Below are 23,958 nucleotides of genomic sequence, written 5' to 3' on the forward strand. Positions count from 1 at the left end.
CCATGGCTACCCAAGCTTTTGACCAAGAGACCTTCGCTCAGGCGATCGAAGACAACGACACCGTGATCGTCGATTTCTGGGCGGACTGGTGCGGCCCCTGCAAGCGCTTCGCGCCGGTGTTCGACGATGCCTCCGACAAGCACCCCGATGTTGTGTTCGGCAAAGTCGACACTGAAGATCAGCGCGCTCTCGCCGGCGGCCTGGGCATTCAATCGATCCCCACGCTGATGGCCTTCCGTGGGGGGTACCTCGTCTACCGTGAGGCCGGCGCGATGAGCGGCCCTCAGTTCGAGGAGCTCGTCAAGGCGGTCAAGGCTCTCGACATCGAGAAGTTGAAGGAACAAGCAAACGCCCAGCAAGAGGGTGCCGAAGCCTGAAAGACGTGACGGCTTGTCGCCCGCGCGGGTGACAACTGCGACACAATCGGCCTATAATGAGACAGGTCCCTGCCCCATCCCCCCGGGCAGGGACCTTCTTCTTTGTGGCGGCCCCAGCAAGATTCGAACTTGCGACACAAGGTTTAGGAAACCTCTGCTCTATCCCCTGAGCTATGGGGCCGGGCGGCCAGGGCAAGCCCAGCATAGGGGTCGGGCGGGCGGTCTCGCGCATCGTCCGTTGTGTCGCAGGGGGCACGACGACGGGCCCACGATCGAAGCCGTGGAGCCATCCCCGATGGTTGAAAAGTCTTCGATCCTCAAAAAGGTGACCAATCAGACGTGCATTTTGCTGATGCACCGTCTAAGCTCTTATACAGAGAGCGACGCCAGCTCGTTGATGTCTCCTGGGGGTGGGTAGACGGCTTTGGCCCTTCGATAGGCGTCGCTCTCGTCATGTCTGCATACGGCATCGTGGCCAGTGGGCGGACAGTGAACTTTCCCGATCGAACATTAGTTGTTTAGACTAATATCATGAGTGAACATGGACTCGCCGCAGCGGTCGCCAAGATGCGCGCGGCCGGCGCCAACGAACCCGCCATCGACGTCTTCGCCCACTACTACGCCGAGGCCGCGGCCGGTGTCACGGGCATGATCCCCGAGAGCACCATCAGCCCCCTCACCGACCCGCCTCAACTCAGCGACGCGGCCGTCGATCCCGACGCCGCCCGTGCAGCCATCGCTCGCACCGTGATCATCAAGCTCAACGGGGGCCTGGGCACGTCCATGGGTCTCGACCAGGCCAAGACCCTGCTGCCGGTGCGCGAAGGGCTGACCTTTCTCGACCTGATCGTGCAACAGATCAAGGCCGCCCGCGCCCAGTACGACGCGCCCCTGCCGCTGCTGTTCATGAACTCGTTCCGCACCCGGGCCGACACGCTGGCCCACCTCGAGCGCTACCCCGATCTGGCGGTGGACGGGCTGCCGATCGACTTCGTGCAGAACGCCGAACCGAAGATCACCGCAGACACATTTGAGCCGGTCGAATGGCCGGCCGACCCCACCCTGGAGTGGTGCCCACCCGGACACGGTGACGTGTACACCGCGCTGGTGGGGTCCGGGGTGCTCGATGCGCTGCTCGCGGCGGGCATGAAGTACGCCAGCATCAGCAACGGCGACAACCTTGGCGCGGCTCCCGACGCCGAACTGGCCGGCTGGTTCGCCGGCACCGGCGCGCCTTACGCGGCCGAGATCTGCCCCCGCACGATCAACGACCGCAAGGGCGGGCACCTGGCCGTTCGCAACGCCGACGGCCAGTTGATTCTGCGCGACACCGCGCAGACGCCGGCCGACGACATGGACTTCTTCACCGACGAGCACCGGCACCCGTACTTTCACACCAACAACCTGTGGATCGACCTCGAGCAGTTGAAGGCGGCGCTGCAACAACGCGGAGCCGTGCTGGGGCTGCCTCTCATCTACAACGTCAAGACCGTTGACCCGGCCGATTCGAGCTCACCGAAGGTGATTCAGCTCGAAACAGCGATGGGGGCCGCGATCGAGGTGTTCAAGGGCGCCACGGCGATCGCCGTGCCGCGCTCGCGGTTCCAACCGGTGAAGACCACCAACGAACTGCTGCTGCTGCGCTCGGACGTGTTCGACCTGGGCGCCGACAGCCGGCTCAATCAGACCGTGCCCGACGTGCCGCGGGTCGATCTGGACGGCCGCTTCTACAAGCTGATCGACGACTTCGAGGCCCGGGTCACCGTGGCGCCGTCGCTCAAGGCGGCCACCTCGTTCGTGGTGAAGGGCGACTGGACCTTCGATCGTCCGGTGGTGGCCGAGGGTGCCGTCACCTACGCCGACCTGGGCCGGCCGGCCGTGGCCGGGGTGGACGACCCGGCGTGAGCGAGGCCGACCTCGTCGCCGCGGTGTTCCGCGCCCTGACCGGTGGCCGGCACGACGACGGCGGCGGCGATCTGCACGCGGTGCTCGCCGACGAGGGCTGGGACGCGGCGGCGCTGCGTAGCCACGCCCGGGCCGTCGTGGCCGGCGGCGGCGTGTGGCCGCACCCGGTGCCTGACGACCTTCGCCTGCGGGTGGGCAGTGCCCGGCTCTTGGCCGCGCTACAGGGCGTGCAGCGCGACCTCGGCCTGTTCGGGGTGGCGACCGCTCCGGCGGCGCCGCGCGCCCTGACCGCCGACGAGCGCCGGCTGCAGGCCGAGGTGCCCCCGCATCACGGCAGCTGAATTCGGAGAGGCTGCCCGGACGAGCAGTACGCGCCGGTCGGCTGAAACTCGCTGGTCGAGCTTGTCGAGACCCCTGCGCCAATGGGTTCGTCGGGCGCACCAAAGCAGCAATCCCCGCCACCGAACGGTGACGGGGATTGCTTGTCTGCAGCAGATCAGGCCGCGTTGTTCTTCAGCAGGTCGCGAATCTCGGTGAGCAGTTCCTCGGTGGTGGGCGCACCCGGCTCGGGCTCGGCCTCGGTCTTCGCGGTCATGGCCTTGACCCGCTCGTAGGGCACGACGATGCCGAAGTAGACCACGAAGGCCATGATGAAGAACGCCACCAGGGCGGTGAGGAACGGCCCGACCGAGGTGAGGCCCAGCGGAGCCCACTCGTCGAAGTTCGGGGCGCCGCCCAGCTTGGCCAGAATCTCGACGACCACCTTGGTGAAGGCGGTGGTGACGGCACCGAACGCGCCGCCAATCACGAAGGCGACCGCGATGTCGATCAGGTTGCCCCGCAGCAGAAAGTCTTTGAATCCCTTGATCATGCCCATGTCCCTCTCAGGTGCAGCGTGCCCACCGGTCGGGCGACGATTTGCTGCGCTGGGCGCTCAATGTAGTAAAGCTTGGTAAACCGATCACAATCGTCCCCCTGCTGGACACATCGGCGACCCGCCACAGGGTCAGGTATGCGGCCAAGCGAGGCCCCATATGCGAGGCTACGAGACGGCAGGGTTCCGCGTTTCTGGGTCGCCGCCTACGCGGCGGCCTCGCGTCACCCGTGGTCAACGAAAACCGAAGCCCAGCGGCCCCTGCGCAGCGGCGGCGGCGACCTTCGCCAGGGCGTCGGGCCGTAGCTCGATGAGCACCACCGGCCCGTCGTCGCGCGCCGGGGCCAACCCCGACTGGGTGTCGGCGGCGAGCACGGCCACCACCCGGGCGGCCGATGCCACGGGTGCGGCCGCGTCGTCGCTGGTGGCGATCAGGTCGATGCGGTCGCCCACCTCGATCAAACCCGCCGCCGTACTCGCCAGCGTGACCGGCAGCACGGCCATGCCGGGCGCGGCCAACGATTCGCGACTCACCACGCTGGCGGGCAGCAGCACCGCGCCGGCGGGCGTGTTCAGGGTGGCCGGACGGCCCACCGCCTGGGCCGGATCGTCGAGGTACTCGGACGGCAGCTGGCCGGCGGGCAATCGCCGCACCTGGACATCGTCCGCGGCGAGCACGACGCCACCGGTGAGCGGACGCGCCGCTACCAGCACGGGCACGGTGACGGGTTCGGCCGGCCGCAGCGCGGTGAGGGCCGCCCACACCGCCGCGCCGGCCAGCAGCGCAGCGACGAGCCGGCGATGGCTGCGCAGCAACCGCCGCAGGGGAGCCAGGAGTTTGTTCACACCCTCAGTGAACGACTGGAGCAGCGAAAGTGTTCAGAATCGTTCGCCATCACCGTGAGCGCCGCGCCCGCCGCAATGTGACTGCCTTCGTGACACGCAGCTGCCAGCGCGCAGGCAGTTACGTGTCACAAAGGCAGCGACGTGGGATCCCACAGCCGACGGCACGCCGCAGCAGAGAGGGATCGGTGACAGAAAGAGGGGGATCGGTGACGCAGCGGCTCAGGCGGCCGGGGTTCCCGCCGCCGGCTTCTTCGGGGCCTTGGCGGCCGGCTTCGCGTCGCCGCCACCCTTGGCGGTGTCGGCTGCCCCGCCGGCGATCTCTTTGTGTGGCTGAGCGCCGCCGAGCTCCTTGTGCGAGCCACCCTCGCCCGACGTGATCGACTTCTGCGCGCCCTTCGAGCGGTTGTCGGTGGCGTAGAAGCCGGAGCCCTTGAACACCACGCCCACGGGGCTGAACACCTTGCGCAGTGTGCCCTCGCAGGTGGGGCAGACGGTCAGCGCGTCGTCGGTGAACTTCTGCACGACCTCGAGATCGTTCGAGCAGTCCAGGCAGCGGTACTGATAGGTGGGCATCGACAACTTCCAGCAGGCAACATCGGGTGGTGACCGCCGCAGTCTAGCGGCCGCTTGAACAACAGCCTCGCACGGGCGGCTATTCCGCCAGATACGGGGTGCGGATCGTGCGCGCCTCGGTGACGATCAGCCCGACCGGCCGATCGAACGACTCGACCGGCAGGGCGTCCATCACTTCACTGTCGCGCAACAGCACCCCCACCACCGCATCGGCCCGGGCGTGCAGCAGCGCACGGTCGTACCAACCGCCGCCTGTGCCCAACCGGTCGCCGGCTGGCGTCGCGGCGAGCGCGGCGCACCAGATCAGCGTCGCGTCGCCCAGACCGTCCGCACCCAGGGGTTCGGTGGACGGCTCGGGAACGCCGGCGTACCCGAGCCGCAGGTGGTGCCGTCCGGCGTAGTGGGCCCAGTCGGGTTCGCGGCGCGGGGTGCCGTCGGGGCGGCGTCCGAGCACGGGTAGCAGCAGCGTGCACCCGGCAGCGTCCAGGGCGTCGATCAAACCCCAAGTGTCGGGCTCGTCACCGATCGAGGCGTACACCGCGACGGTGTGGTGGCCGGCTGACGCCGCCACGGCCCTTGCGGTGCGCCGCTCGACCGCCTCGGCGGACTCGGGGCGTCGCCGCCCCTCACGGACGATCGCGCGCAGCGCTGCCTTATCAGCCCGGGAACGGCCACCGTCCGCACCCCGCATCGGTGCGTGCGCAGGATCAGCCTCGGGCATTGACCTATGGTAAGAGCCATGGCGCTATTCGGACGCAAGAAGAAGTCGCAGCCCGAGGCGGAACCCCAACAGGTGCAGCCCGACGAGACGCCCCAACCCGAACCCGAGGCGATCGGCGTGCACGAGTACCGCACCGCGCTGCTCGAAGTCATCGAGCCGTTGCCGCCGATCGGCCTCGGCGTGCTCGACGCTTTCGGCCGCCGGCTCTGCGAAGACATCGTGGCCGACCTCGACCTGCCCACGTTCACCAGCGCCGCCGTCGACGGCTACGCCGTGCACGCGGCGGACGTCGCCGAAGCCACCGACGACGAGCCGGTGCGACTGCCGGTGCTCGACTCACTGGACGACCCCGCGTACCGTGGCGCGCCCCTGCTGCCCAACAGCACGGTGCGGGTGGCGGCCGGTGCGCCGATTCCTGAGGGGGCCGACGCCGTGGTGCCCGTCGAGGCCACCGACGGCGGAGAGCACGAGGTCCAGGTGCGCACCGCCGTGACCACGGGGCAGCACCTGCGCACCGCCGGTTCTGATATCGCCGACGGCACCCTGCTGCTCGAAGCCGGCCGGGTGCTCGACGCGGGCGCCATCGGCCTGCTCGCCGAAGTGGGCCACGACAAGGTGCTCGTGCGGCAACCGCCCCGGGTGGTGGTGCTCACTGTCGGCTCGAACCTGGTGCCGCCCGGCCTGCCGCTCGCTTCGCGCGCCCACCGTTACGACGCCACCACCACCCTGATCGCGGCCGCGGCAAGGGCCGACGGGGCGCGGGTGTTCGCCGCGGGAACCTACGTCGACGACGCCGCGACGCTTGCCGAGGCGCTCAACGAACAGCTGATCCGGGCCGACCTGGTGGTGGTCGTCGGCGGCCTAGACGGAGCCGTGCCCCAAGTGCTGGCCGACCTCGGCGAGGTGAACCTGCACCGGGTGACGATCAACCCCGGCGGCACCCAGGCGTACGGCACGATCGGCGACGAGCACACGCCAGTGATCGTGTTGCCCGAGGGTGCGTCCTCGGCGTTCGTCGGCTACCACGCGTTCGTGCGTCCGGCCCTGCGTCGGCTGCAGGGCGAGCCGCACGACCGTCCACACACGCGCACGCTGCCCGCTCGGGTGGCAGTGCACGGCAAAGCGGCCGCCACCGAACTGATTCCGGCGATCGTGTCCGAGCGGGGCGTCGAACCCGCCGGGGTGCCCGGCTCGGAGCTCGCCTACGACGTGGCCCGCGCCGACGCGCTCATCGTGCTGCCCCCCGGCACCCACCTGGTGCCCGCAAACGCCGATGTGGAGGTCTGGGTGCTGACGCCACAGGCCCCATGACCACCCAGCAGCAGTGGCCGGTCGAACTGAGCCACGGCCCGGTCACGCTGCGGCCGTGGCGGTTGCAGGATCGACGGGCCTGGAACGAGATTCGGCAACGCAACGCCGCGTGGACCGCCCCCTGGGACTCGACCCGTCCGCCCGACTCGATCGAGCCGCCGCTCACGTTCGCCGGCATGGTGCGCCAGTTCAATCGCCGGGCCCGGTTGGGCCAGATGCTGCCGTTCGCCGTCGACTACCGACCGGACGGCCAGGCGTGGGTGCTGGCCGGACAGTTGACGATTTCGGGCATCACCCACGGCTCGGCCAGTTGGGCGCAAGCGGGCTATTGGGTCGATCAGCGCTGGGCCGGCCGGGGCATCATTCCGACCGCGTTGGCGCTGGCCGTCGACCACTGCTTCTTCACCCTGCACCTGCACCGCATGGAGGTGGCGATCCGGCCCGAGAACGTCCGCAGCCTGCGCGTGGTCGAGAAGCTCGGTTTTCGCCACGAGGGCAGCCGGGCGCGCTACATGCACGTGGACGGCGACTGGCGCGACCACGAGATGTTCGCCCTGCACGCCGACGAAGTGGGGCCCGGACTGCTCGCTCGGTTGGAGCATTCGGCCTGATCAGCCGACACTCCGCGGCGGCTCCGCCAGGTCTGCGCTCGGCCCCCGTAGCGTCGGGGTGTGGGTTTGACGGGAGTGATCTTCGGCGTGATCGCCGCCGCCTGGCTGGTGTATCTGGTGCCGTACTTCCTCAAGCGCCAGGCCGATCCGTCGACCGACGAGATCGACCCGGCCGCTCCGTTCTCTGCCTCGGTCACCATCGTGCGCCGGGGCACGTCGCTGGCAACCGCCGACGAGGGCACGGCGATCGTGTCGACGCCGCTGACCCGGCGCGCGGCCCTCTACGAACTGGGTCAGATCGAGCGGCAGGCGGCCGCCCGGCGGCGCCGGGTGCTGCTGGTGCTGGCCGTGGCGCTCCTGGGCGTGAGCGTGCCGGTTGCGACCGGACATGTGCTGTGGTGGGCGCCGATCATTCCGGCCGGATTGCTGCTGCTGTTTCTGGTGGTCGCTCGGTTCAGCGTGCGCGCCATGCGGCGTGATCTCGACGCGCGGGCCGGTCGCATTCGTGAGTGCGGCGACGAGCAGACGGTGGCGATCGCGGTGCTCAGCCAAGACGACGATGCGTCCGAGGCGTCGATCGAACTGACCGCGCCGGTGTCGCAGCCGGGATCGCTCTGGGACCCGATTCCGATCACCGCACCCACGTACGTCTCGAAGCCGCTCGCGCCGCGCACCGTGCGCACCATCGATCTGTCGGCGCCGATCGCACCGGCCAGTGACGTGCCGGTGACGGCAGACCCGCTGCCGGTGGAGCGTCCAGAGGCCGACGAAGACGAGGGACGGCGCGCGGTCGGCGAGTGAGGCCGGCCGCTGGTCGAGCTTGTCGAGAGCCGGCCGAACCGTGGGGGGCGGGGTCGCTCAAGTGGTGCTGGTGACCCGAGGCGTGGAGGCAATCGATGCCGGCATCGGTCTCAGCCGCCAGGTTCGGTAACTACTGCCGGGCGACGACGCGGCAGCAGTGCACGAAGGCGGCAGCAGACATCCATGGCGGCATCGATTGGACCCTGGCTAGGCCAAGGTGAAGCGCACGCGGTTGTTTGGTAGAGTCGTTGTGCTCGTTGAGCAACCTGGGGCTATGGCGCAGTTGGTAGCGCGTCTCGTTCGCAATGAGAAGGTCAGGGGTTCGAATCCCCTTAGCTCCACCACCCGGCCAAGGCTCTGACAAGGGTAATCAGGCCGATTCATCGCTCTTCGAGCCCCTCACATCGCCCGACATGCCCGCACGCGTGCCCCCGGTGTGCCCCGCAGCATTCAAACGCGATGGGATCACTGACCGAGGCGAGGTCGGCGTCCATCGGTGCCGAGACCTGAGTGATCGCGACGAGGAACATCACGACGAGCACGAGCTTTGAGCAGATCAGCGCGACAACGAACATCGCCCACTTCCCGATCCACCCGCGCGAGGCATCCCACGAGGCACCCGAGAAGGCGAGCGGCGCGAACACCACCGCGACCAGCAGCAGCGCTTTCCTGACGAGGAGAGACAGCCACACGATGGCGGCGGCGGTGATCGCGAGGCCGGCCATGAAGATCGTGATGATCGCTCCGACGCCGGGGGCGGCGATGTTGATGCCGACCAGCCCTGCGGCGAGGAGGCGATCTTGTCGCCCATCGACTCGGTGGTCTCTCCTGCGGCTTGCACGATCCCGATGCACAGCTGATCGACGACTTCCAGCAACAGCGCCGTGAGAGTGATGACCACGAACGACCCGAGGACGGGCTTCGCCAGGCCGAGCGCGGCGCGGGTGAGGGCGGTGGGGTCGCGTCGGATCAGGCCGGTGATGAGTTGGAGGCAGAAGAAGATCAGCATCACGAAGACCGCGATGCCGAACAGCAGGTTGTAGACGGCGATGTAGCCGGGCTTGGTGACATCCACCAGGGTCGTGGTGTCGAAGACCGACCAGACCGCCTCGAACAGCCACCCGGCGGCGGCACCCATCGCCTGGGCGAGCCAGTCGAACGGGGCGGCGACCAGAGAGGCGGCTCCTTCGCCGACGGCATTGCAGACCGAGGAGAACACGGGAACGTCGCACACGCCCATCACGAACACCAGCACTCTCGACGACGACAGTCGGGTCAGACGGACTGGCCGACGTTCCAAAGAAGTTGATGAGCGTCACCGACGCGCCGCAGATCACCGCAGCGCCACAGGAGACGAGGACGCCGATCTTCCCGCGCGAGGCGAGGTGCGGGTTGGACGAGTTCGCACCGAAGCCCCACACGATTGCAGACACGATCAACGCGAGCACGGACAGGATCAGGCCGATGGTCATCACAGCGCCGACGATGGTGCGCAGCTGGTTGATCCCCGGCAGGCCGTTGGTGTTGGGGTCGATGTTGATGTCCGTCGGCACCAGCAGCGGCGCGGACATGACGTTGGCGAGCAGATCGAACACGGTAGGTCTCCTTGGCGACGGGCGACCCGCCCACGAACTCGCAGACGGGGTACACGCCACAGGTGCACCCGCCAAACGTTCCGCAGGCCAGCGGAAACCACAGCCAGCGAAGCTGTCCTACGGGTTGCTGATAACTCCCGCCAGTAGCACGCTTTACGGGGCTACCAAGTCGGCGCTTTGTCGGCTGCTTTTAGTCACGGGGCACGGGTGGCCCCAGCCAGAGCAGGGTGATGAAGAGCGTCGTCACGAGCAGGATCAGCACGATGATCGACAGGAGTACATGTCGTAGTACCCAGGCCTGGACATGCTCGATGAACCCGTGCGGTGCCTCACCGCCGGGCGCGAGCCGCCAATCGCCGGTCAGCAGCCCTTTGCGATCGGCGACGATCTCGAACGGCACCGTGGCGAAAGGGATGATCGCGAGCAGCAGCCCGGTGAGTCCGAGTCGGAGAGGCCATTTCTGGTTCACGCATACGAAGATCGTGGTCGCGGAGTAGCACAGGAAGACGAATCCGTGGATGCCTCCGGCGATCGGGACGAGGTCGGTGACCTCGAACGCGCGGAGAACGAGCGCCGTGATGAGACCGGCCCAGGTGAACATCTCGGCGATGGCGAAGCTCCGGAAGAGCATGCGCGGGCTGATGGTCTGGGGTTTGTTCGTCGTGGTCATGAAGGATGAGCCTCTTGCTGTGCTGACGGGTTGATGGGAGTCGCAACCGATGCACGGCGCAGGCGAAGGGCACCGATGAATCCGAGCGCGAGGAACACGGTCGCGATCAGGAGCGCCCAGCGGGTCGCATCGGCGAATCCGCTCGTGAGCGCGTCGACAGCCGTCGCGGTCTGATCGCCGAGACTGCTACTGCTTCCCTGTTCTCGCAGCTGCATGATCGTGGTGCCCGCGGACTGGCGGGTGGCGTCGGCAAGCGAGTCCGCCTCCGCGCCGGTGAGTCCCGCGTCGCCGAGGGCGGTGGGGAGAGTGAGCGCGAGGGAGATCGAGAGCGTCGCTCCAGCGAATGCGGTTCCGAGGGCGGAGCCGATCTGCCGGACGGTGCTCTGGGTGGCCGATCCCTGTCCGGAGACTTCGACGGGGATGTCCCGAAGGACGGTACCGGTGAGCTGTGCGGAGGCGAGACCGAGGCCGAGACCGTAGACGACCAGAGGGATCGCGATGAGCCAGCCCGGGGTCGCAGGCCCGAGGAGCAGTGCGAGGATGAGGACGCCTGCGACTTCGAGGCCCAGCCCGATGAGTACGGTTCCGGGCGCGCCGAACCTCGCGGCGAGATGCCGGGCCGCGGCACCGGAGAGGAACGCGCCGACGGCCATCGCGGCGAGCACGAGGCCGGCGCCCATGACGTCGAGACCAAGGGCGTTGATGAGGTAGAGCGGGAGGACGAAGATGATCGCGAACGACCGACGGCGACCATCGCGGCGGTGAGGTTCCCCCACGAGAACGTGGAGAACGAGAACAGGGCGAGGTCGAGGAGCGCGGCGCGCTGCACCTTCTCGCGGTGTCGTTCCCAGATCACGAACAGGACCAGCGCGATCGCGGCAACGGCGAACGCGACGGGCACGGCGGAGATCGCTGCATCTTTCGGCCATACCCATCCGAAGACGGTGAGGTCGCTCTTCGGGGTCCACCAGCCAAGGTCGGGGCCTTCGACGACGGCGAACACGAGCGCCCCGAATCCGATGGCGCTGAGCAGCGCGCCGTCGACATCGATACCGGGACGCTTCTTCTCGCCGCGCGTCTCGGGCACGGTGAAGAGCGCGGCGATGAACACGAGGACGCCAAGTGGGAGGTTCACCAGGAAGATCCAGTGCCACGAGGCCCACTGGGTGAGCGCACCGCCGGCGAGTGGGCCGACGGCGGCAGCGCCGGAGATCACGGCGCCCCATACCCCGAACGCCGCGGCACGGTATTTGCCTCGAAACACGGCGTTCACGGTGGAGAGGGTGGAGGGCATGATGAACGCCGCCCCGACTGCCTGCACCGCACGCGCCCCGATCAGCACCCCCGCGGTGGACGCGGCGGCGGCGAGCAGACTGCCGGCGACGAACACGATGAGGCCTGCGAGGAAGAGCCGCTTGCGCCCCCACCGGTCCGCGAGGTTTCCAGTAGAGAGAAGCAAGGCGGCGAGCAGCACGGCGTAGAGGCTGTTCACCCATTGCGCGTCGGTGAGGTCGAGATGCAGGTCGCCGATGATGGCGGGCAGCGCGACACCGACGATCGTGCCGTCGAGCACGATGAGGCCGAGCCCGATGGAGAGGACGGCAAGGCCGAGCCATTCCCGCCGGGTCGGCACGCTCTCCTGGGTGGTCGGTGCTGCAGTCATGGTCAGGCCGCCGCGGCTTCGGCGGGCACCGGCGTGCGGCCGGTAACGGCGCGGCGCAGCGCGACGAAGAAGACGATCATGCCTGCCGTGATCGCGATGTGCCCCAGTCCTGCGATCCCCGCGATCATCGCGTTCGATTCCTGACCGAGGACGGTGAGGGTGCCGTGCCAGATGAGCATCGCGGAGGTGAGGATCACTCCGGCGTTGTAGAGCCAGAAGAACCAGGCGAACAGCTTCGGGCTGCGGGAGATCGTGAAGACCTTTTCGAGGGCGAGCACGATCAGCAACACGATGAACCCGAGGGTCAGCAGGTGCGTATGGGCGAGGCCGAGCTGGGTGAACTGGCCCTCGGGGAAGTCGTTGAGCTTGGTGAACTCGCGGTAGAACAGGCCGGAGGCGACACCGGCGAGCATGTAGATGAACGAGGCGTTGAGCAGTCTCTTCATGGGTCAGGGATTCCTTTCGATGGGCGGATTTCTGGTCGCGGTCAGATCAGGCCGGTCTCCTGCGCGACATGGATCGCGCGGGAGCGGCTGTCAACACCGAGCTTGGTAAAGATGTGGACGAGGTGGCTCTTGACGGTGGCCTCGGTGACGAAGAGGGCACGGGCGATCTCCTTGTTCGCCGATCCGGTTGCGAGCAGACGGAGCACGTCGATCTCTCGGTCGGTGAGACGTGGGAGTGGGCTGCGCATGCCCTTGAGCACCCGGGAGGCGAGATCGGGGGCGAGTACCGTGTCGCCGGCTGCGGCACGCTGGATGCCGTCGATGATGACGTCGGGGTCGACTTCTTTGAGGAGGTAACCCGCTGCGCCTGCTTCGATTGCCCCGAGGATTTCGGCGTCGCGATCGAAGGTGGTCAGGATGAGCACCGCAGGGGCGGGGTCGAGGGCGCGGAGCGCGGCCGTGGTCTGGATGCCGTCGATGCCGTTGCCGAGGCGCAAGTCGCAGAGCACCACATCGGGGCGCAGATGTGCGGCCAGGGCGAGCGCCTCCTCGCCGGTAGCGGCCTCGCCGACGACCTGCAGAGTCTCCGCCGCATCGAGTACGGCACGGAGCCCGCTGCGCACGACCGGGTGGTCATCGACCAGGAGCACGGTGGTGGTCATGGCATCTCCTCTGTGGTGGGGTCGGCAACGGTGACCGAAACTGGGCCCGGACGGATCGGGAGGTGGATGGAGAGGGCGGTGCCCTCACCAGGCGTGCTCTCGATGTCGAGGCCGCCGCCGAGTTCGCGGAGGCGGGCTCGCATGAAACGCAGGCCGTAGCTCGATCCGGCGTCGGCGTCCTGTTCCCAGGCGGGCTGGTCGAAGCCTATGCCGTCGTCGATGATGTCGAGCCGCACGGTGTCGTCGGCGTCGACGAGGCTCATGACGACACGGGATGCTCTGGCGTGGAGGCGCACGTTCGCGAGGGCCGACTGTGCGGTGCGCAGGAGTGCGACCTCAACTTCGGTCGGCAGGATCGGCATCGAGTCGTCCACATGCAGCTCGACCGCGAGTCCGGCCTCGTCGTGGGCGCGGTCGAGCATCCGTTGCAGTGCGGAGGCGAGGGCGTCGTCTTCGAGTTCCACAGGGGCGAGCGCGGCGACGATGCGGCGCACGTCGGCGAGGCTGTCGCCTGCGAGGGTCTCGACCTGTTCGAGGGTGCGCGCTGCGTCCGGGTCTTCAGTGCGGCCGGCTCCGGCGTGGGCGAGGAGTCGGATTGAGGAGAGCGCTTGGGCGATGGTGTCGTGAATATCGCGGGAGATGCGCGTGCGTTCGGCGATGGCACCCGAGTGGCGTTGGGCGAGCGCGAGTTCGTCCTGCAACTCGGCGGTCTCGGCCTGGACTCGGGTAAGCGAGGCGACGAGACGTTCCCTCTCGGCTGCTTCACGGAGCAGTTGCAGGTAGCCGCGTGAGATGCCGAAGGCGAAGATGCCGCCGATGAGGGGCCCGAAGATGTTGGCGTAGTTGGTGGTGCCGTGGTGCAGGATCGGGGCGACGATCACGACCGTGAGCACGAAACCCGAGAACAGCAGCCCCCACTTCAGCGGCAGGAGGTGCCCGACGAGGAGCCAGAGCAGGAACGCGAGCCAGACGAACTCGGCGGAGACCGCGACCGCGGCGATCCAGATCGCGGCGAACCCGAGCAGCCACCACACCGCCAGGCTGCGTGACCGGGTCTTCGACGGCAGGATCGTGCCCGCAGTGTGCCACGCGAGGATCGCGACACCTGAGATGATCGCCGCGGGCATCCCCACCCCGTCGCCGATAGCGCGGATGACCCCGATGACGGTCAGCACGACCGCCATGAGGTGCTGACCGATCTCCATCGCCCCCACCGTCGTCCCCGCGACGGCCGGGCCGGGCGGGTCAGTGGACGTCAATGGAAGGTGTACGAGACTCATGAGTCAATTCTCCCTGACGGGCATGCAGCTGTCCTGGCCACCAGATGCGATCCCCGGTAAGGCTGAAGATCGCGGGCACGATCACGGTGCGCACCACGAGTGTGTCCACCAGCACGCCAATGCCGACGATGAGGCCGAGCTGTCCGAGGGTGACCAGCGGCAGCACGCCGAGCGCGGCGAACACGGCGGCGAGCACGATGCCGGCGCTCGTGATGACGCTGCCGGTGTGCGCGACTGCCTCGACCATGCCCGCACGCGTCCCCGACCGCGTGGCCTCCGTGCGCGCCCGATGGACCAGGAAGATCGTGTAGTCGATGCCGAGGGCGACCAGGAACAGGAACGCAAGGATGGGCACCTGGAGGTCAAGGGCCTGTTGGCCGAACAGCACCCGGCTCAGCCATGCCCCCGCCCCGATCGCAGCGACCGCGCTGGCGAGGTTCACCAAGAGCAACAGCACCGGCGCGACCAGCGAGCGCAGCAGGAACAGCAGCACGAGGAAGCTCACCGCGAGCACCAGCGGCGCGATCAGCAGCAGGTCGTGCTCGTTGCCAGCCCGCGCATCCAGTTCAGTGGCGACCGCGCCGCCCACCAATGCATCCGCTCCCTCGACCGGGTGCACAGCCTCGCGCAGAGAGGTGATCTGGGCCAGGCTCTGCTCCGTGCCGGGCGAGTACTCGCTGGTCACCATCACCTTCGTCAACGAGCCGTCATCTGTGGTGCCGGCGGGATGGGCGCGCACGACACCCTCGACCTCGCTTGCGGCTGCTGCGACCTCGCCCGCAGCCTCGCTGTCAGTGATGATCCAGATCGGCTGCGCCTCACCCGGCGGGAAATGCGCCGACAACGTCTCCAAACCCGTCGCGGACTCCGACTGCACCCGGAACTTCTCCAACTGGTCCAAGCCGACCGAAGTGCCAAACAGTCCGGTCGTCATGACCGCGAGCAGCGCGAACCCCGCCAGCAGGCTCACCACGGGACGCTCCGACACATGGGTGGCGACCGCGCGCCAGGCCCGCCCCTGATTGGCTTCTTGTCCAGGTCGCGGGATGAAAGGCCAGAAAACTCGGCGTCCGCACACCGCGAGGAACGGCGGCAGCACGAACAGCACCGCGGCCAGCGCGATCAGCAACCCGAGCGCGGCCGGAACGCCGAGACCGCGCGTCATCGGGATTGTTGCGAACAGTAGGGTGAGCAGCGCGAGCACCACTGTGACGTTCGAGGCGAGGATCGCAGGCACCGTCTTCCGCCAGGCCACGCTCAATGCCGCCCGATCATCCTCGGTGCGCTGCAGCTCTTCCCGATACCGGGAGATCAGCAGCAGGGCGTAGTTCGTGCCTGCACCGAACACGAGCACGCTCACGATGCCCGCATCGAACTCCAGATTCCAGAACGACCCCGCCGCCGCGGTGACCCGTCCGGCGAGCCCGTCGGCCAAGGCGACCACGATCAGCGGGATCAGCCACAGCACCGGCGAACGGTAGGTGACGATCAACAGGACCGCCACGATCAGGATCGTCACCAACAGCAGCGTGAAGTCCGCGCCCTCGAACGCCGCCGCGACATCCGCGCCGAACGCCGGGCCACCCGTGACGTGCAGCACCAGCCCACCCGGTGCGTTCGCGCTGACCTCGCCCCGGAGTTCCTTGATGACCTCCGCAGTCTCGGTATTGTCCGCACCGACGGCGATCGGAACAACGAGCACCGCAGCCCGCCCATCCGCGCTCACCATCGGCCCCGACGACTCGCCTGCCGCCTGCGCGTCGAGCACCGGAAGCAGACCCGTGAGGGCTTCAACATCCGCGTCGGAAAGCTCCGCTCCCTCCTCGCGGGAGGCCACCACGAGCACCGACTGGCGATCCGCGTTGGGGAACTGCTCCATCAGCTCGCTCACCTGCATCGACTCCGAACCCACCGGAGCCTGCCCGGTGCGCGCCGGTGCCTGCGCGCCGCCGAAAATACCGAACAACACCACCATCACGAGCACAGCGACACCGAGAGCGATCCACGCGCCACCACGCGAGGTCAACCAATCAGGGAAGCGCGAACGAACGAGAGAACCTGACATGCCATCAACTCCACCAGGGGCGGCGATCCTGAACATCGCGGAAGAGGCTGAAACAAAGATCAACCAAAAGATTGATACGGCCTTCACGTGACTCACTCGGTGTCGCCGTGGACTCGGGATGGCCTGACCGCCGAGTCAAGCGTCGAACAAATCACCGACGTCCTGCGAGAGGGGAGGTGAACCCCGCAGCGGGCCGCCGAGGCGTGACGCAGGCCGTCGGGGTGGCGGACGGGGTGCGCGATAACATCACCATTGTCGTCGATGCGGTGCAGGTGGCCGGCAGCACCGTGATAAGCGATCGCGACGAGGTCGAGCGCACCAGGCCGCGCGTCGCCGACGGAGTGTGGGAACGAGCATGAGCATCAGTTATCAGCCTGGGGACTGGCTGATGTTCGTCGCTGCCACCGGAGTGGTCGCCGTGCCCCGTGTCTCTGCTGATCGAATCACCGCGCCGCTGTGGAGTCTGCTCGGCCAGGGGCAGCCTGAGTTGCCGCAACTCATCGATCTGCTCAGCGGCGGCTCTGTTGCGGGGGTCGGTTCGTTCGCAGTGCTGCTGCCCGGAGTGGAGGGCACCCGAGTCGCCCTGCGCGGCCCGGTGCGCGTGGTGGCGCGTGTCGCCGACAAGGGTGAAGAGACCATCAGCGCCGCTGGAGTGAGCACCTGGACCGAACGCGTCATCACCGGCTCCGCGTCGCTCGAGGCGCGGTTCGATTCCGGCAAGTCACCCAGCTACTGGCTGCCGGTGGACGCCGGGGTGGTGTTCGCCGGTGCGCTGCGTTGGGTAGCCGCCGGATCGCTACCGCCGGCCACTGATGACCAGTCGAACGCCGACGATCAGGGCGCTGTGACCGATCCGGCGGTAGTCGACGACGCGCCCGCCGAGCCTGCGCCTACGAATGACGCCGCGCCGCCGCAGCTGCAGGCAGCCGCCGACCCGGCCCAACCGGCACCGTCGCTGACCGCCCCGCCGAACCTGGCCGACACCGTGTACTCGCCCCGGCCCGGCGCGCTACAGCTGCCCCCGGCCGATCAGCTGGCGCCGCCTGCAGTACGCGGCGATCATGACGGCCGCACGGTCTCGATTCACGACCTTCGTCGTGACCAGCCAACCCCCGACCCGTCGGTTCCACCCACCCCGATCAACCAGTCGTCCACATCGATCGGCCGTGTTCGGCTCTCCACCGGTCAGGTCGTGTCCCTCGATCGTCCGGTGATCATCGGACGCCGCCCCAGTTCGACCCGCGACGGTGCCGCCGACCGGCCCCACCTCATCGTCGTCGAGAGCCCCAATAAAGACATTTCTCGTAGTCACCTGCAGATCCGGGCCGAGGGTGATGCGGTGTTGATCACCGACCTGCAGACCACCAACGGGTCGACTCTGCTGCGCGGCGGTGCCGAGCCGGTGCGGCTGCAACCGGGGGAACCGACGCCGGTCGGTGACGGAGACGTGGTCGACCTGGGCGACGGTGTCACGCTGGTCTTCGAGGGGCTGGCCCGCCACCCCGGCCGGAGGCGTCGCCGGTGAGCACCGGTGAGTCGGGGCAGCGCTCCGCCCAACCGACGATCTGGGAGGTCGAAGACAAGCAGGTCACCGTCGAGGGGCTGGACGCGGCTGGACGACCCGACCCCGCCTACGCCGAGGCGTTGGGCCTGCTGAACGCACCGCTGGGTAGGCGAGCCCTCGCCCTGGTGATCGACTACTGCCTGTGGCTGTTGCTGCAACTGCCGTTGTGGCTCGGCGCGATGCCCCTGGTGTTCAAGCTGGCCGCCGGCGAGATCTCGCAGTACGGCTTCATGAACCACCCGAGCTTCGTGTTCAGCGTGGTGATGGCGAGCCTGACCGTCGCCCTCAGCCTCGTGCTCGGGGTGGTGCAACTCGTGCTGCATTCGGTGCGCGGCTTCACCATCGGAAAGGCGGCCACGGGCATCAGAACGGTCAACGCGCGCACGCTGGCCAAGCCGGGGTTGGGTGCCATTCTGCTCCGCCTGCTGATCGTGGGTGCCGCGGGGTTGGTGCCGCTGGTCGGTCAGGCGGGTTTTCTGGCCTCACCGCTCTTCGACGATCGGCGCCGGCAGGGTTGGCATGACAAGGCCACCGGGGTCTGGCTCGTCGACGTTCGCTTGGGGCTGCAGCCCTACGACGAGAAGCGCATGCGGGTGGCTCGCAAGATGGTGAAGGCCGAACCTGCGCCGCAACGCTCCGCTCTACCGTCGCTGGCCACCCCGCTCAACCCGGGCACCCAACCCACGTACCGGCCGGGCAGCCGAATCAGTGCCGGGGTGCTGGGCGTCGCCCGCCCCTCTCGGGAACACACCATCGTCGAGCCCCCGGAGTTGCCCCCGACACAGGCCGGCCCGAGCGAGCCCAAGCCGGTGGTCGAGGGCTACGTGCCCCCGGGACCGTTGGCGACACCGGCGCCGGGGACGGCCGCGCAGCCGCCGAGCACACCCGAGGCTTCCGCACCGCCGCCCGCCGCGACCCAGCCGGCCACCGCCGCGACCCAGCATGTCGTCGCGACCGGGCCCGTCGCAGCCGCCCAGCCGCAACGAATTCCGCCGCATCCTCCGCTGCCACCGCCGACCGGCTGCGCCCTGCGACTCGACACCGGCGAGCTCATCAGCCTCGCCACTCCGGTCGTGCTCGGCCGCAACCCCGACCCCCAGGGCCACCCGGGCGCCCGGGCCGTGCCCGTGGCCGATGACAGTCGCTCGTTGTCGAAGACTCATCTTCTGGTGCGCCCGGTCGCCGGTGGACTCGAGATCACCGACTGCCACTCGACCAACGGGTCGGGGCTGGTGCGCGACGGCGTCGAGTACGGGGTGACCCCAGGCGTTCCGGTGCGCGTTGTGCTGGGCGACACGGTACGCCTGGGCGACCGAACGGCTGTGGTGATCCCGGCGTGAGACAGCATGTCGGCACCACGACCGATGAACGAATCAGGAGCCACGAAGACTCATGCGGCTGAAACTGACCCTGCACCGGCGGTCCGGCGAACCGGTGGACGTGGTGATCACCGCCGACTCCACAGCCACCGCCGGTGACGTAGCGCGACACATCGCCCTGTCTGACCCGACACGCACCTCAGTGGTCGCCGAGGGGGACGTGCTCACCCTCGCCGTGGCTCCACCGACCGCCGAGCGGCTGGTGGCGTTGGAACCGGACGTGCCCATCGGTGAGGCGCCGATCGGGTCCGGCTTCGCGGCGTCCATCGTGAACTACGGGCCCAACTACTCCCCGACGGGTCGTCGCGGAGTGGTGGGCGTGCTGCGCGTGGTCGCCGGCGCCTTGTCTGGGCGGGAGTTTCCGATTCCGTCCGGTCACGTCTCGGTCGGCCGCGACGCCAGCAACGACGTTGTGCTCGACGATCCTCTGGTGTCGAAGCGGCACGCCCGGCTCGAGGTCGGCAACACCATCGAGGTCGTCGACCTGAACTCGGCCAACGGCGTTCAGGTCGACGGTGTCGCGGTGCAGCGGGTGCGCATCGACGAGGGCGAACCGTTCGTCGTGGGCGGCACGACCCTGGTGTTGCGGCTGGCCAGCTCGTTCGACGGGTCGGCCGACGACGATCCGGTGATCGAACGCGGCGGGGGACTGCTGTTCAACCGCAGCCCGCGGGTTGAGCTGCGTTACCCGGGCACGCAGTTCAAGCCGCCACGGTTGCCCACCGAGAAGATCGGCAAGGTGTTTCCGTGGCCGATTCTGGTCGCGCCGATCCTGATGGGGGTCGCCCTCTACGCCCTCAACGGCAACCCGCGCTCGCTGCTGATGATCGTGATGACCCCGATGATGGCCTTCGGCAACATGATCAACCAGTCGGTGCAGTCGAAGCGCAGCACGAATCACGAGTTCATGCTCTTCGAACGGCAGTACGAACAGTTGGAGGAGGACCTGTTTCGGGGCAAGCCCGAAGAGGAACGTGCCCGTAACTCCGAAGCCCCGCCGGTGGCGGAGGTGTTCGAACACGCCATGCGCCTCGGCCCGATGCTGTGGACCCGGCGTCCTGAGCACTGGAACTTTCTGGGGCTGCGTCTGGGCCGAACCCGGCTGCCCGCCCGCAACGCGATCGGCGACGCCGAATCACCCGAAGGACTGCCCGAATACATCGAGCGGGTCGAGCGGCTGCAAGAACGCTACGCAATGGTCGACGACGTGCCGATCTTCGAGACGCTGGCCGATGCGGGGTCGGTCGGCATCGCCGGCCCGCCCGCCCCGGTCGCCGACGCCATGCGGGGCCTCGCCGTGCAGTTGTTCGGAATGCACGCACCCAACGACGTGGTGGTCGTCGCATTCTCCGATTCGGCCTGGGTGCCCCAACTGGAATGGCTCAAATGGCTGCCGCACACCTCGAGTGACAGGAGCCCCTTTCACGACATCGCCCTGGCCGACTCGGCACCCACCAGCGCCGCCCTGCTCAACGCCCTGGAGGAGTACGTGCTGCGCGCCGAGGCCGGCCACCAAGAAGGTGAGCCGCGCGGGCCGTTCAAAGAGGACTGGCACCCGCTGCTGTACGGCACCGACGTCGCCCGCGCCGCCGGTGATCACAAGCTCACCCCTGAGTTGTCGGTGATCGTGTTGTTGACCAGCGACGCCCCGGTCGATCGTGGACGGCTCACCGACGTTCTCGAACGCGGTGCCGACCACGGCATTCACGCCCTCGTGGTGTCGCCGACCGTCGAGTCGCTGCCGGCGGTCTGCCGCAGCTACATCGACGTCAGCCGCGGGTTGGACGACGCCACGATCGGCCTGGTGCGAACCGGCCAAGAGTTTCAGCACATCGCCGTCGAGGGGGTTTCGCAGGACTACATGATGATGTTGGCGCGCCGGCTGGCACCCGTGGTCGACGCCAGCACCGTGGTGCACGACGCCTCAGACATTCCCAGCGCCGTGATGTTTCTGCAGTTGGTCGACCCGGGTATCGCCGACGACCCGCAGGTGGTGATCGAGCGGTGGCGGCAGAACAACACCATCATCGACCGGTCGGCCACCCCACGTCCGCGTTTGAAGAAGGCCGGAACGCTGCGGGCGATCATCGGCCAGGGCGCCAGCGACGCCATGGCGCTGGACCTGCGCACCCAGGGGCCGCACGCGCTGGTCGGCGGCACCACCGGCGCCGGCAAGTCGGAGTTTCTGCAGGCCTGGGTGCTGGGCATGGCGGCGGCCCACAGCCCCGACCGCGTGACCTTTCTGTTCGTCGACTACAAGGGCGGATCGGCCTTCGCCGACTGCGTCGGGCTGCCGCACTGCGTCGGCCTGGTCACCGACCTGAGCCCGCATCTGGTGCGTCGTGCGCTGACCAGCCTGCGGGCCGAGCTTCGTCACCGCGAGCACCTGCTCAACCGCAAGAAGGCCAAAGACCTGCTTGAACTCGAGAAGCGGCAAGACGCCGAATGCCCGCCCGCCCTGGTGCTGGTGATCGACGAGTTCGCCGCTTTGGCCTCTGAGATGCCCGAGTTCGTCGACGGCGTGGTCGACATCGCTCAGCGCGGCCGGTCACTCGGCATTCACCTGATCATGGCCACGCAGCGTCCGGCCGGCGTGATCAAAGACAACCTGCGGGCGAACACCAACCTGCGCATCGCCCTTCGCATGGCCGACGAAGCCGACTCGCGCGACGTGGTCGACGACCCCGTCGCCGCCACGTTCTCTGCCGCGATTCCCGGCCGTGCGATCGCCAAAACCGGGCCGGGACGGCTGGTGCCCTTCCAGTCCGCCTACGCCGGCGGCTGGACGGCGCAAGACGAGAGCGCGGTCGCCGAGGTGCGGGTGGCGGAGCTGCGGTTCGGCAGAAGTGCCGACTGGGAGCCGGATCGTCCGGCCGACTCCGACGCCGAAGAAGACGATCTGGGCCCCAACGACCAGAGCCGCATCGTCGCGAACCTGACCCGGGCCTTCGAGGTCGCGGGCCTGCAACTGCCGCGACGCCCGTGGCTCGACGACCTGGCGAGCGTGGTCGACCTCAACGACCTGCCCAACGAGGGCGACACCCGCATTCCGATGGCTCGGGTCGACGTGCCCGAGCAGCAGGTGCAGCAGGCAGCCGTCTTCGTGCCCGACCGGGACGGGTCACTGGTCGTTTACGGCACGTCGGGCTCGGGCAAGTCGACCCTGCTGAAGACGATCGCCACCGCCGCCGGCATGCGGCCCGACCACGGCCCGGTGCAGGTGTACTGCCTCGACTTCGCCAGCGGCGCCCTCGGTGCACTGACGGCGTTGCCGCACGTCGGTTCGGTGGTCGACAGCAACGATCCGGAGCGGATTCAACGCCTGCTGCGCACCCTCGACGCCGAAATGGACCGCCGATCGGCCGCCTTCTCGGCCGCCAGCGCGTCGTCGGTGCAGGAGTACCGCGAGTTGGCCGACCCGAAGATGCCGCGCATTCTGCTGCTGATCGACAACTACCCCGACTTCAAGAAGGAGTGGGAGATCACCCAGGGCAGGGGCGCCTTCTACCGCGTCTTCATGCGCATCCTGGGCGAGGGGCGCACGTTGGGCGTGCACACGGTGATCACCGCCGACCGGGGCAACGCCGTGCCGAGCGCCGTGGCCGCCAACATTTCGCGACGCGTCGTGCTGCGCATGGGTGACGACAGCCAGTACATGCTGCTCTCGGTGCCCCGTGACGTGCTCGACGAGCATTCGGCGCCCGGGCGCGCCATCGTCGACGGCCACGAGGCGCAGATCGCGGTGCTGGGCGGCACCATGAACGTGGTCGAGCAGACCAAGGCGTTGCGTACGCTCGGCGACCGGCTGCGTGCCGAAGGCGTGCGCGACCTGCCCGAGATCGGGGCCCTGCCGACCGTGGTGCCGGTGGCCGACCTACCCGCGCAGGTGGGGGGGCTGCCGGTGTTCGGCGTGGCCGACGACACCCTGGCGCCGAGAGGGTTCGAGCCCATCGGCTCGTTCGTCGTGGCCGGTCCGCCGGCCTCGGGTCGCACCAACACGCTGCGTGCCCTGGTGGTGGCGATGGAGCGTTTCGATCCGACGATTCGGCTGTACCACTTCGGCACCCGCCGCTCAGAGCTGAAGGACTTCCGGCCCTGGATTCGCAGCGCGGTTCGTCCCGATGACGAGAAAGAGCTGTCCACCGACCTGCTCGAACTGGTGACGGCCGAGCACAGTGACGGCCGCATCGTGATCGTCATCGAAGACATTCCGCACCTGGCCGACGGGCCGGCGGATCGTGCGATGCGCGCCCTACTGCAGGCGATGAACAACAGCGAACACATGCTGATCGGCGAAGCCGAGGTGAGCCGCGCCACCGGCAGCATCGGCGTGCTGGGCGAATGGAAGGTCGGACGGCAGGGCATCGTGCTGAAGCCCGACACCTACGACGGCGACTCGATCTTCAAGACCTCCTTCGGGCGCGTCAAGCGCTCCGACTTTCCCGTGGGCCGCGGCATGTTCGTGCAGGCCGGGCGGGCCATCACCATGCAGGTGCCGTTGGTGCCGTCCGACGGCTGAGGGACGACGCGCAGCGGCTGCGTCGGTGGCCCCCTGATTGGGTAGCCTTCGGAAAAGGCCGAGCGGCCCACACTCAGACCCCTTACGGAGGCAGTT

At 68.3% G+C, this 23,958-nt stretch carries 20 protein-coding genes, 2 tRNA genes and 1 pseudogene; 11 read left to right on the top strand and 12 right to left on the bottom strand.

All coding sequences use genetic code 11. The annotated features are described in order from the left end of the window. Window positions 1–2 precede the first annotated feature (2 nt). Complete coding sequence (gene trxA / locus MPLG2_RS17515) at window positions 3–377, top strand: thioredoxin (RefSeq protein WP_105187261.1); 375 nt, start codon at window positions 3–5, stop codon at window positions 375–377. Between the two features lie 105 nt (window positions 378–482). On the opposite strand, the gene MPLG2_RS17520 is transcribed toward trxA, so the two are convergent. Continuing rightward, a tRNA-Arg gene (locus MPLG2_RS17520) sits at window positions 483–558 on the bottom strand. Between the two features lie 350 nt (window positions 559–908). Here MPLG2_RS17520 and MPLG2_RS17525 point away from each other — a divergent pair. Then, window positions 909–2,282, top strand: a complete 1,374-nt coding sequence (locus MPLG2_RS17525) for a UTP--glucose-1-phosphate uridylyltransferase (RefSeq protein ID WP_105187262.1) — start codon at window positions 909–911, stop codon at window positions 2,280–2,282. Then, on the top strand, window positions 2,279–2,623 hold the full coding sequence (locus MPLG2_RS17530) for a hypothetical protein (RefSeq protein ID WP_105187263.1): 345 nt from the start codon (window positions 2,279–2,281) through the stop codon (window positions 2,621–2,623). Before MPLG2_RS17525 ends, MPLG2_RS17530 begins: the two co-directional genes overlap by 4 nt. A gap of 155 nt (window positions 2,624–2,778) precedes the next feature. Here MPLG2_RS17530 and mscL read toward each other — a convergent pair whose 3' ends face one another. The 4 genes from mscL to MPLG2_RS17550 all read right to left on the bottom strand — a co-directional run bounded on the left by mscL (window position 2,779) and on the right by MPLG2_RS17550 (window position 5,296). Next, complete coding sequence (gene mscL / locus MPLG2_RS17535; protein WP_105187748.1) at window positions 2,779–3,150, bottom strand: large conductance mechanosensitive channel protein MscL; 372 nt, start codon at window positions 3,148–3,150, stop codon at window positions 2,779–2,781. 240 nt (window positions 3,151–3,390) lie between these two features. After that, entirely contained in the window at window positions 3,391–4,002 is a 612-nt protein-coding gene (locus MPLG2_RS17540; RefSeq protein ID WP_105187264.1) for an SAF domain-containing protein, read from the bottom strand. Between the two features lie 219 nt (window positions 4,003–4,221). Beyond that, the gene (locus tag MPLG2_RS17545) at window positions 4,222–4,575 is read right to left on the bottom strand and encodes an FmdB family zinc ribbon protein (RefSeq protein ID WP_105187265.1); all 354 of its coding nucleotides are present in this window, start codon (window positions 4,573–4,575) and stop codon (window positions 4,222–4,224) included. A gap of 79 nt (window positions 4,576–4,654) precedes the next feature. Continuing rightward, a complete protein-coding gene (locus MPLG2_RS17550) occupies window positions 4,655–5,296 on the bottom strand; it encodes a 5-formyltetrahydrofolate cyclo-ligase (RefSeq protein WP_105187266.1) in 642 nt (213 codons plus the stop codon). An 18-nt stretch (window positions 5,297–5,314) separates the two neighbouring features. Here MPLG2_RS17550 and MPLG2_RS17555 point away from each other — a divergent pair, with 18 nt between their 5' ends. The 4 genes from MPLG2_RS17555 (at window position 5,315) to MPLG2_RS17570 (ending at window position 8,363) form a co-directional block, all read left to right on the top strand. Further along, window positions 5,315–6,607 carry a molybdopterin molybdotransferase MoeA gene (locus MPLG2_RS17555; protein ID WP_158681318.1) on the top strand — a complete coding sequence of 431 codons (1,293 nt, stop codon included), beginning with the start codon at window positions 5,315–5,317 and terminating at the stop codon, window positions 6,605–6,607. Next, the gene (locus tag MPLG2_RS17560; RefSeq protein WP_105187268.1) at window positions 6,604–7,218 is read left to right on the top strand and encodes a GNAT family N-acetyltransferase; all 615 of its coding nucleotides are present in this window, start codon (window positions 6,604–6,606) and stop codon (window positions 7,216–7,218) included. Before MPLG2_RS17555 ends, MPLG2_RS17560 begins: the two co-directional genes overlap by 4 nt. 60 nt (window positions 7,219–7,278) lie before the next feature. Further along, the gene (locus tag MPLG2_RS17565) at window positions 7,279–8,019 is read left to right on the top strand and encodes a hypothetical protein (RefSeq protein ID WP_158681319.1); all 741 of its coding nucleotides are present in this window, start codon (window positions 7,279–7,281) and stop codon (window positions 8,017–8,019) included. A gap of 268 nt (window positions 8,020–8,287) precedes the next feature. Continuing rightward, window positions 8,288–8,363 (top strand) — tRNA-Ala (locus MPLG2_RS17570). A gap of 36 nt (window positions 8,364–8,399) precedes the next feature. On the opposite strand, the gene MPLG2_RS19920 is transcribed toward MPLG2_RS17570, so the two are convergent. The 7 genes and pseudogenes from MPLG2_RS19920 to MPLG2_RS17610 form a co-directional block, all read right to left on the bottom strand. After that, window positions 8,400–9,614 (bottom strand): DUF6112 family protein, encoded by a 1,215-nt coding sequence (locus tag MPLG2_RS19920; RefSeq protein ID WP_425543131.1) that lies wholly within the window; start codon window positions 9,612–9,614, stop codon window positions 8,400–8,402. Window positions 9,615–9,804: 190 nt separating this feature from the next. After that, entirely contained in the window at window positions 9,805–10,284 is a 480-nt protein-coding gene (locus MPLG2_RS17585; protein ID WP_197710011.1) for a DUF3817 domain-containing protein, read from the bottom strand. After that, a pseudogene (locus tag MPLG2_RS17590) lies at window positions 10,281–11,947 on the bottom strand (DHA2 family efflux MFS transporter permease subunit). The gene MPLG2_RS17585 and the pseudogene MPLG2_RS17590 overlap by 4 nt, the downstream one beginning before the upstream one ends. A gap of 2 nt (window positions 11,948–11,949) precedes the next feature. Then, the gene (locus MPLG2_RS17595; protein WP_231935714.1) at window positions 11,950–12,360 is read right to left on the bottom strand and encodes a DUF2871 domain-containing protein; all 411 of its coding nucleotides are present in this window, start codon (window positions 12,358–12,360) and stop codon (window positions 11,950–11,952) included. A 74-nt stretch (window positions 12,361–12,434) separates the two neighbouring features. Further along, window positions 12,435–13,055, bottom strand: coding sequence for a response regulator (locus tag MPLG2_RS17600; protein WP_048696207.1), 621 nt, complete (start codon window positions 13,053–13,055; stop codon window positions 12,435–12,437). Beyond that, on the bottom strand, window positions 13,052–14,260 hold the full coding sequence (locus tag MPLG2_RS17605) for a sensor histidine kinase (RefSeq protein WP_197710012.1): 1,209 nt from the start codon (window positions 14,258–14,260) through the stop codon (window positions 13,052–13,054). Before MPLG2_RS17605 ends, MPLG2_RS17600 begins: the two co-directional genes overlap by 4 nt. 40 nt (window positions 14,261–14,300) lie before the next feature. Beyond that, window positions 14,301–16,487 carry an MMPL family transporter gene (locus MPLG2_RS17610; protein WP_231935715.1) on the bottom strand — a complete coding sequence of 729 codons (2,187 nt, stop codon included), beginning with the start codon at window positions 16,485–16,487 and terminating at the stop codon, window positions 14,301–14,303. An 89-nt stretch (window positions 16,488–16,576) separates the two neighbouring features. On the opposite strand from MPLG2_RS17610, the gene MPLG2_RS18710 reads away from it, so the two are divergent. The 4 genes from MPLG2_RS18710 to MPLG2_RS17625 are packed head-to-tail and all read left to right on the top strand — an operon-like array spanning window position 16,577 to window position 23,862. Further along, window positions 16,577–16,759 carry a hypothetical protein gene (locus MPLG2_RS18710; protein ID WP_158681320.1) on the top strand — a complete coding sequence of 61 codons (183 nt, stop codon included), beginning with the start codon at window positions 16,577–16,579 and terminating at the stop codon, window positions 16,757–16,759. Further along, window positions 16,756–17,925 carry an FHA domain-containing protein gene (locus MPLG2_RS17615; protein WP_105187272.1) on the top strand — a complete coding sequence of 390 codons (1,170 nt, stop codon included), beginning with the start codon at window positions 16,756–16,758 and terminating at the stop codon, window positions 17,923–17,925. The genes MPLG2_RS18710 and MPLG2_RS17615 overlap by 4 nt, the downstream gene beginning before the upstream one ends. Continuing rightward, window positions 17,922–19,304 (top strand): RDD family protein, encoded by a 1,383-nt coding sequence (locus tag MPLG2_RS17620; RefSeq protein WP_105187273.1) that lies wholly within the window; start codon window positions 17,922–17,924, stop codon window positions 19,302–19,304. Before MPLG2_RS17615 ends, MPLG2_RS17620 begins: the two co-directional genes overlap by 4 nt. Before the next feature lie 52 nt (window positions 19,305–19,356). Next, window positions 19,357–23,862 carry an FtsK/SpoIIIE domain-containing protein gene (locus MPLG2_RS17625; protein WP_105187274.1) on the top strand — a complete coding sequence of 1,502 codons (4,506 nt, stop codon included), beginning with the start codon at window positions 19,357–19,359 and terminating at the stop codon, window positions 23,860–23,862. Window positions 23,863–23,958: the final 96 nt, after the last annotated feature.

The sequence above is a fragment of the Micropruina glycogenica genome, from assembly GCF_900289045.1.
GTDB classification, from domain to species: domain Bacteria; phylum Actinomycetota; class Actinomycetes; order Propionibacteriales; family Propionibacteriaceae; genus Micropruina; species Micropruina glycogenica.